The 7,880-nt window shown below is 49.9% G+C and carries 10 protein-coding genes; 1 reads left to right on the top strand and 9 read right to left on the bottom strand.

The genetic code is table 11. The features are described 5' to 3' along the window. The 4 genes from QUA03_RS27730 to QUA03_RS27715 all read right to left on the bottom strand — a co-directional run. Positions 1–210: hypothetical protein (locus QUA03_RS27730; protein WP_333216779.1), on the bottom strand; the 210-nt coding region annotated here is incomplete at its 3' end. Beyond that, a complete protein-coding gene (locus QUA03_RS27725; RefSeq protein WP_333216777.1) occupies positions 210–722 on the bottom strand; it encodes a hypothetical protein in 513 nt (170 codons plus the stop codon). The genes QUA03_RS27730 and QUA03_RS27725, both read right to left, overlap by 1 nt. Continuing rightward, positions 723–1,103: a hypothetical protein gene (locus QUA03_RS27720; protein ID WP_333216775.1), complete on the bottom strand. Its 381-nt coding sequence runs from the start codon at positions 1,101–1,103 to the stop codon at positions 723–725. After that, positions 1,096–1,368, bottom strand: coding sequence for a hypothetical protein (locus QUA03_RS27715; protein ID WP_333216773.1), 273 nt, complete (start codon positions 1,366–1,368; stop codon positions 1,096–1,098). Before QUA03_RS27715 ends, QUA03_RS27720 begins: the two co-directional genes overlap by 8 nt. 96 nt (positions 1,369–1,464) lie before the next feature. Between QUA03_RS27715 and QUA03_RS27710 the strand changes: the two genes are divergently transcribed. Next, on the top strand, positions 1,465–1,587 hold the full coding sequence (locus tag QUA03_RS27710) for a hypothetical protein (RefSeq protein WP_333216771.1): 123 nt from the start codon (positions 1,465–1,467) through the stop codon (positions 1,585–1,587). Positions 1,588–1,658: 71 nt separating this feature from the next. Here the strand turns inward: QUA03_RS27710 and QUA03_RS27705 are convergent, their stop codons facing one another. From QUA03_RS27705 to QUA03_RS27685, 5 genes are all read right to left on the bottom strand, one after another. Then, positions 1,659–2,189, bottom strand: coding sequence for a hypothetical protein (locus QUA03_RS27705; RefSeq protein WP_333216769.1), 531 nt, complete (start codon positions 2,187–2,189; stop codon positions 1,659–1,661). Positions 2,190–2,282: 93 nt separating this feature from the next. Beyond that, positions 2,283–2,615, bottom strand: a complete 333-nt coding sequence (locus tag QUA03_RS27700) for a hypothetical protein (RefSeq protein ID WP_333216767.1) — start codon at positions 2,613–2,615, stop codon at positions 2,283–2,285. Between the two features lie 21 nt (positions 2,616–2,636). Then, positions 2,637–3,281 (bottom strand): tyrosine-type recombinase/integrase, encoded by a 645-nt coding sequence (locus QUA03_RS27695; protein WP_333216765.1) that lies wholly within the window; start codon positions 3,279–3,281, stop codon positions 2,637–2,639. Positions 3,282–3,327: 46 nt separating this feature from the next. Next, positions 3,328–6,483, bottom strand: a complete 3,156-nt coding sequence (locus tag QUA03_RS27690; protein ID WP_333216763.1) for a plasmid replication protein, CyRepA1 family — start codon at positions 6,481–6,483, stop codon at positions 3,328–3,330. Between the two features lie 700 nt (positions 6,484–7,183). Beyond that, on the bottom strand, positions 7,184–7,759 hold the full coding sequence (locus QUA03_RS27685) for a hypothetical protein (RefSeq protein WP_333216761.1): 576 nt from the start codon (positions 7,757–7,759) through the stop codon (positions 7,184–7,186). Positions 7,760–7,880 lie beyond the last annotated feature (121 nt).

Below are 7,880 nucleotides of genomic sequence, written 5' to 3'. Positions count from 1 at the left end.
CAGCAAGGCTTGCAAGTCGGCGACTGAAATCTTGAGCCACTTGCTCAGCGAGAAATCCAGCAACCAGCTCAAACCCCAGGCGATCGCGATCGCCGCCAACAAACACAGAACGGCTCGAAATGCGATCGGATGCAGGCTCGCTATCCACCCCAGAAGGGAGAAAGCGACGCACCCAGCAACAAAGTAGTTAGCCAGATACATCGCTTTCATTAGTTCGCCCCTGCCGTCAGTTTGGCCGTAATAGCGTCGATGCGAGTTCTGGCATCTGAATCAGCCTTGTCTATCCCCAAGCCCAGGCGAGCATAGCCGGGACGCAAATTGTGCAACTTTTTAGCTAAGCCGGCATTGCCCCGAACTTTTTTAAGCTCGTTCTCAGCTACCACGCCCTCATATTTCCTGTGCTCCTTATGTACCGTGGCATCGGCTTCTTCAATCTTGCCTAGTGCTTTGTAAGCCCGCTTAGACTGCCTTGCACCGTCAGTCTTTTCCTTTGCCAATTCCTTCAGCTTGTCCGCTTCTTCCCGGTCAAAATACCGAGGGGACGGCACAACTGGTACAGAGCGGATTGAATCAAAGTTACCGGGATTTGTCGGCGTAATAACGGCGGCATCGGTTTGGGCGAGAACTTTTGATTTGTCGATCGCGTGGCTGCCATCGTTGCCAGCAGCAAGCTTGCCAGCAGCGGATTGACCGTTGCCGAATAGTCGCAGTTGAATGCTCATCTATTTGTCTCCTGAAATGGTGAATTCAATCCTGAAGTGAACCGGGCGGGGAACCGCATTGAGAGAGCGCGGCCAGAGAGTCATCAACAGCAAAATTACCCCCGCCGATGCCAGCGAGTAAGCTAAAAGCTGCGACAAATCGACCCATTCAAAGAAATTGATAGGGTTCATTGGGCTGCTATTGCCAGACGCTACTGTGTTGTTGGTGGCAGTGATTTTGCAATCGAACTCTAACCCGTGCGAGATTAGAAGCGCTTCCCAGGTTTTAGTCGCTGTAAGTTTTCCGTGTTGCCGCGCTTCCTCATCCGTGAGATTGCAATCGTAGGCGAGTTGCTTCAGTTGGTCGATGCGTCGGTAGCTGGTCATTGGTGGTTTAGCCATTCCCGCCCCCAGCACTAGCGGCCAAAATGAATTTAACCAACTGCAAGGCTTCGTCTAAGCTATCTGCAAGCTCGTTAACCGCGTCTGGCCAAGCCTGAATCCAAATGCTTAGCAGTGTTTGAGCTTTGCGACTTTCGGGATTGTCCTTCGTTTCAAGGTAATCCGCAGTGCTTTCTACAAAAATATGATTGTTGGTCAAATACTCGACATTGGCGCAGGAAGAACGCAAGAGGAAGAGGACTCGCTCAAAAGTTGCGCGATCCATAGTGATTCTGTTCCCCTGTTCACCAGGCGATAAGTTTTGCGATCGCCCGCAAAGGCAATCGGCTGAATGTGGCATTATGGTTAGGCTCCAAACGTATTGAGCGTACGATTTGGGGAAGTCGTGGTTTGGCTAGCATTGCAAGTGCTCGTCAACCGCGCATCAATCTTCCTTAAGCTTACGATCGCAGTTTTGCAGGTATCTGTCAATGGATGGCTGTAAAGTTTTGTGAGATGAATCCCCGGTTCAACCGGGGAACGTTCCTAATCTTCCTGGGATGTGTCGTCACAGGACTATTCAATCATCTCTAAAATTGCCTCGATGTCTGCGAGCGTGGCGGTAGACTTTTTGCGCTTGCCTCGGAGCTGACTGAGGATTATGGCCGCATCGGGTAAAGTTTCCTCCCGGTCGGCGCGCTCCTTCTCAAGTTGCGATCGCAGTTTCTGCACTTCCTCTTTGAGCTTATTAGTCACATGGGTGCTGGATTCTAGCAGCTTTGCATAATCAGCCCTGGCGTCTTCTAATTCAGCTTCTATTTTAGCTGTGTCACGCGGTTCAGAAGACATTACATCAATCGGATTGTCAGCTTGACTATCAGATACTACCTCTGTGTCACGCGGTTCAGAGTTACTACCGTCAGTCTCGATATCAGATAATTGTGCTGTGTCACGCGGTTCGATACCTCGATCGAGTTTTCGGGCATATTCTAGGGTGATGTCAGCCAGAGCGATCGGAACTCGGATGGTGCGGGTAGGCCCGCTTTGCCAAGCAGCCTTGAATTGAGAATTCTTGATTGACTCTGCGTGTCCGTTTAGGTTTGGCATAATGGTAGGCAAGATACGTGTATTCCCGTGTGTCAGGCGTTTCACCTACCATAGCAGTGTTATTAGATAGTGTCAAGCGCGTGACACACGGCTTTATTCTCCTTCCTCCCCTAACCCCGCATCGCTGGTACAAGGACTTACCTCTTCCCCTTCCACTACCGCGTCATCAGGATGTGGCTGGGTTTCTTCCTCTGGTAGCGGGTTAGATAAATAACTCCATTTATTTGTCCGTGGCGGCCACACACCAACAGAGAGCGGCCCGTCTGTTTTGTACTTCCACCAGCGCTGACCGCTAGAATCCACAAAACTCTCACCTTCTTTTAATTTTCGTAGTTGCCCCTGAGTCGCCAAACCTTTACCCAGTAGCGACCCCTCGGTTTCTTCTTGCGTCCGAGCCCGGAACTCAATCATTTGGCTTGCAAGCATAATTGCCCCCTTGGTACAGAATCAATCATCCCAGAATCCCTCGAACCGTTGCGGTGCTAACTGCGTGTAGCGGACTGTGTGGTGGATGTTGGCGTGTCCCAGATAATCTTGAATCGCCCTGGTGTCTATCCCCTTAGCGGCCAAATAGTACCCGCAGCCGTGCCGGAGCATATGGGGATGCACGGGGAATTGAAGCTCGGCCCCTTCTCCCGACTTGCGGATCATCTTCCTTGCCGCGTCCGCAGTCATCGGGCCGCCTCGCTCCGAAACAAATAGATAAGGCGAATCAGGAAAGTCTCTCTGCAACTGCCTGAGCGCTCGCATCTCCTCCCCCGACAGCGGATGCACTGACGGTCGCGAACCTTTCAACCTTCTGACGTGGATGTGAGCAGTCTTCAAATTAATCTGCTGCCACCGCAAGTTTACGAGCTCCGATATACGCAAGCCGTGTCTGTAACCTATCAGAATTAGCGTAGAGTCGCGATGTCCCCAGCGCCCCTTTCTAGCAGCCTTCACCATCGCATCCACTTCATCTTCAAACAGGTACTCCCGATCGCGCACTTCCAAGTATGTCCTCCTGTTGGAGCTAGTTTTTTGAGGCGGTGAAACAGACTCTCTAACTTTCAGAAGTCGAGGGCCGCGGGTAGGGAACGGAATGACAGTCATTTGACACCTGAAATAAGTGCCAACATTCTAACTATTGAGATAGATGTTAGAAAGTCTGTCCCCATCGCATCTGACTGGGAAAGGCTAGCATCTCGCTCCATTCCCCGCATTTTGTTTCATACAGGATGCGGTAGCGCGTCCCCTCTTCACACCAGCCGATTACTTTAGCTGTCACCCACTTGCCCCAGCGGCTAACCCAGCCTGTCGAGTTTGCGATCGGAGGTTCGATCGGAGTTTCTGACTCTACACCGGGGATAGATCCACCTACCCCTAAATTTGTATCAAAAACAGGGGGAGGTGGAACCGCCTCAAGTGCTTGCGCTGCAATAAGTTCAGCTTCTTTTAGCTCAGAGATTTTTTTCGCTTGTTTTTGGGCTGTAAAGGCGGCCAATTCATCCCAATTTGCGGGGGTGCTGAGCTCATCATCAAATGAGTAGACCCGGTGCAGCACTCCGTTCTGCTTCGTTCTTCTGCCAATCAGTTTGCAGCCAATTAAACTCAACAATTTATTTAGCCACTGCATCGGCTTCATCTTGCCGGGATGTCCGAGAAGATTTGCGATCGCCTTTTTCTTGCAGCGCTCGTGAAGCTGGGTAACTTCAAAATCGTCGCCGCTCCAATCTTTGCTGGAGTCTAAAAACTTCTCCAAGCCCAGGGCTTGAAGCGTTCTGATTTTTAGGTAACGGGTGGAGAAATCGCCCACGAACTCACGCTTGCCAGCCGACAATCTAGACCGCTGTAAATATTCCGCATCCTCTGGGTTCTCGAATTGCCACGCTGCGTCAAGCTGTGACAAGAGCGATCGCTCATCGAACCTCACCCGGCGCACAAACTGCCAGCTCCAGAACTCAGAATCTTCGATTCCCGGTAATCGCGCTTTGAGGAAGAATTTGATAGCTCTGCATCTGTCTTCCCAAGTCGCCTTGAAGTTGAGCTTAATTTCTAAAGCCTCGGCAAGTTCGATGTCTGGCGCGTTGAAAATCTCCTGAGCCTCGATGTCTTTGCATTCTTCCTTAGCGATCGCGTGGCCTTCATAGTCACAGTCTGCCGCCGATACTTGCTGCACAGAGTAGCCACCGGTCTCGAAAGCCTTGAGCAAATATTCCCGCAAGTGCAATCGCTCAAGTTCTGCTTTGGCTTGGAGCTTTGCCCAAAGGATTGTGTGAGGATTCACAATTTGAGCCGCTAAATCTTCCCGTACCTTCTGCAACTGCGATTCATCCCCTACCAGCAATCGAGCCTCGGTGTCACCTAGCTCTGCGAGGGTCTTAATGATATCAGCTTCAAAGATTCCCCCGGCGCTGCGACTTGCCAGTCCGCGTTCAGGGCAAAGCACGATGATTCTTTCAGGATGACGGACGCGGCGCGACATCTGCACGCACTCGTCAACGCCCACGACGCCCACAAACCAGCAGAACATATCAGAGAAATAGTTCAGGATGCTGATATCGATACCGCTTTCAGCCGTCGGGGTAAAAATTATCCAAGCTGGCTCGTGTTTCTCGATCCAGGCGTCGGGGTCTTTGAGGAATTCTTTCATTTCCTCGGTCGGTGCAGTCTTAGAAGTTAATAGAATTCCGGGCCCGTGCGATTTGTTTAATTGTCTGGCAAAAGCTTCAGCATCCCGTAGAGAGTCTGTCGCGATTGCGGGGCAATGACTCTTGAGAACTTCCGCACTCAACCATTTTCTTGACTTCTTGCCAGCGTCTACAAAAAATATGGGGGGAGATTCACCCCTGAAAGTATTTTCTATTCTAGTGACTGGCTTGCCTGAAATTTCAGCAAAATAATCAACAACGAGGTTAGATAGATTCCCGTCAGCTAGAACAATCCGATTGGCAAGCTTGCAAATAATCTCTAGACGATCAAGAGTTTCACATCGTTTCCCCAGCAGCGTCCGGCTCAGAATTAAATGCTTAAGCACTGACACGGGCTCGTCAATGATGATTGTTAATCCCCGCAGACTTTCAGCAGCAGCCTCAAACATCTCGATCGGAAGCTTTAGCAAAGAGTCAACGCAGAGGCTCAGCCGTGCGTCGGGGTCTTTAATGTGTTGCCAGCCGTTGTGCTCGTCAAAGTGATAGCTTCCAAACTTCTCGCACTGCTGTAAAAGTAAAGCGTTGCGGTAGCCAAGATTTATTTGCAAGCCCCGTACATCGCTCGAAACTTTATCTCCGATCCAGTGAGTCTTACCCGTTCCGAGTCCTGATCGAACTGCGGTAATTTTGCCGAACTCTGGCGCGGGTGCATCAAGATATCTTGAGTTAATTGTGATGTCAGGGCTGAAGCCTCGGAACCGTTGCCACTTCTTAAGCTGCCAATCTTCTGAAGTTTGTTGCGATGCTTCGGAGATAACCGCGTCGATGTCACCCCCGGCAACTAAGAAATCATCAACGCCTTTAGCAGGGCCGGGAAGCTTACCGATTTTAGCGATCGCACTTTTGAACAACTTGCTAAGGGTGCTGGCCGCTTTGAACTCTGGGCTGTTGGAATAGTCCCCGACGCGGTAATCAAAAATGATTGTGATGCTGCGTTCTGCTGTGTCAAGCGGTTGGAGTGCTTTATGTAGTTCTCGCGCTGCTGCTTTCTGGTATTGTGTGCCATCGGGTTTAGTTACCCAATCCCCGCGTTCTGTAACCCTGTAGCCGGTGTGAATTCCCGGCAGTCCGATCGCAGCATACCCGCGAGAAATCAGCGCCGCTGCCTTCTTTTCCCCTTCAGTGATGATGATGGGGCAACCACTGCTGATTACCCAATCCCAAAATCCAAGGGCTTCGCCATTAATACCGACTGCTGGCATATCGGGCATTGACAAACCAGCTTTAGCCGCCACAGCTTGCCACGTCTCAACATCTACCAGCGGGCAAAAGATTTTTAACGGCTTCCCCTGTGGCTGAAAATATTTGCGGGGGCGGCCTTTCTTGTCAAAGGCCATCGGCGGGCCGGCTAGTTGGCGGTAGCGGCCGTTAGCTATCCAACCTATACTTTGTTCGCACTTTGTATAATTACGCTTTGCTTGGGCGCTGCCACCGCTTGTGTTGGTCGTGGTGTCGGTGTCGCGGTACAGCAGGTCATAGGTTCTGTTTGGCGCTGCTGGTATGAAGTTCAGTTCGTAAATTACAGGTTTGATGCCTGACTTGACTACGCAGTCCTGAAAACTTAAATCTATACTTTGTGAGAATACACTTTGTGTTAATATCATGAGAACGATTCTCGAATGGTGTGAGAACCGTTAGCACGTCGTATAAATCCACCAACCTTGGAATGTAAAGAAGTCTTATTGCGGTAAAGTTGAATCAGTTTGTATTTTGATGTTTCCTTGGCAGGAAACTGGTTGGTCGTTGGCACGACCTGTGTGTGGTTGGTGAAACTATGCTGTTGTGCTAACGTTTTTTTTTTGACATTTTGGGCTAACACCCATTTCTAAAATACCTTGATTGAGTCATTTATAGAACTTTTTTCTAATTTTTTGACAAACAAGATACAAGCATGGTAGGCGTTTGTGTGGACTATTCAAAAAAAGTGTTTTGTAGAGTTCAAAACGGCTGTAACTATTACTAGAGAAAGCTTGTGGCTATTTTGAACCGAAAATTAGTATTCAATTGAATGTGCACTATGTGTAAAGAGGGTATTCTTTATGACGGCATTAAGAGACAAGATTCCTAGCACCTTAAGGTTATAGGAATCTTGTCTCACTACTCGCCTAGAAAACCAAGGCATCCAGCCTCGACCCCTCTATATGCCGAGTGAAAACATTTGAAACGCAAGACTTGTAGAACCTTAAGGTTCTGTAAGTCTTGTTCGTCAATACAACCCTTGCTGTGACAGGCTTCTGAGTCAGGCAAGATTCCTCATACCTTAAGGTGTGAGGAATCTTGTCCGCCGAACCAGAACTAGAACGCTCAGACACTTTCCCCTCCCTCAGCTTGGGCAACGATAGCCATGTACTCAGCCTCAGCAGCCTTGTACTTCGGCGAGCCTCCTTTAGACACGCCCCACAGTTCAAGGATTATCTTGGCTTTACCCCAGCCCTTCGCCTTCAATTGCAGCGCTCGTTCGGCGCGTTCATTTTCGCCGTTCTCTGAGCCGTTCTGTTCGGGTTCAGCTAGCTGTTTTTGGGCGATCGGTTCTGATTCTTCTTCTCCATCACAACTCAGTGCTAGAGCGCGCTCCAGATGTTCGCGCGGGTTCAAAATCTGTTCTGCCTCTTGTTGGCGCTGTTGCTGCGAAACGTAGACAGATGTACTAATTTCGTCAATCACATCAGCCTTAACAGCCTTAGCTTTCATCGCCTCGATTTCATCTTCCTCCGCTTGCTTACGAGCAATATTGCCAGCAGTTACAGCGCAAGCAATCGCAGCCGTTAAACTTAGCCCTTGCAGTGCTTTGTGAATGTCTAGCGTTTTGTCTAGTGCTGCTAGCGGTGCAATCCACAAGGCAACCGAGGACGCGCTGAGAACAAACAGTTTTAGGTGCATAAAAACACCCCCAGTCCAATCAACAGCATCGCAAAACCGCCAATCAGCAAGGCTTGCAAGTCGGCGACTGAAATCTTGAGCCACTTGCTCAGCGAGAAATCCAGCAACCAGCTCAAACCCC

Origin of the sequence: Microcoleus sp. S36b_A4 (assembly GCF_036700645.1) — a bacterium.
GTDB lineage: Bacteria > Cyanobacteriota > Cyanobacteriia > Cyanobacteriales > Microcoleaceae > Microcoleus.
This window is presented reverse-complemented; position numbering and strand designations above follow the sequence as displayed.

What these genes read in the sequence shown, in the direction of transcription:
- QUA03_RS27725 (WP_333216777.1), bottom strand. Translation starts at nt 722, where the DNA reads ATGAGCATTCAACTGCGACTATTCGGCAACGGTCAATCCGCTGCTGGC.
- QUA03_RS27720 (WP_333216775.1), bottom strand. Translation starts at nt 1,103, where the DNA reads ATGGCTAAACCACCAATGACCAGCTACCGACGCATCGACCAACTGAAG.
- QUA03_RS27715 (WP_333216773.1), bottom strand. Translation starts at nt 1,368, where the DNA reads ATGGATCGCGCAACTTTTGAGCGAGTCCTCTTCCTCTTGCGTTCTTCC.
- QUA03_RS27705 (WP_333216769.1), bottom strand. Translation starts at nt 2,189, where the DNA reads ATGCCAAACCTAAACGGACACGCAGAGTCAATCAAGAATTCTCAATTC.
- QUA03_RS27700 (WP_333216767.1), bottom strand. Translation starts at nt 2,615, where the DNA reads ATGCTTGCAAGCCAAATGATTGAGTTCCGGGCTCGGACGCAAGAAGAA.
- QUA03_RS27695 (WP_333216765.1), bottom strand. Translation starts at nt 3,281, where the DNA reads ATGACTGTCATTCCGTTCCCTACCCGCGGCCCTCGACTTCTGAAAGTT.
- QUA03_RS27690 (WP_333216763.1), bottom strand. Translation starts at nt 6,483, where the DNA reads ATGATATTAACACAAAGTGTATTCTCACAAAGTATAGATTTAAGTTTT.
- QUA03_RS27685 (WP_333216761.1), bottom strand. Translation starts at nt 7,759, where the DNA reads ATGCACCTAAAACTGTTTGTTCTCAGCGCGTCCTCGGTTGCCTTGTGG.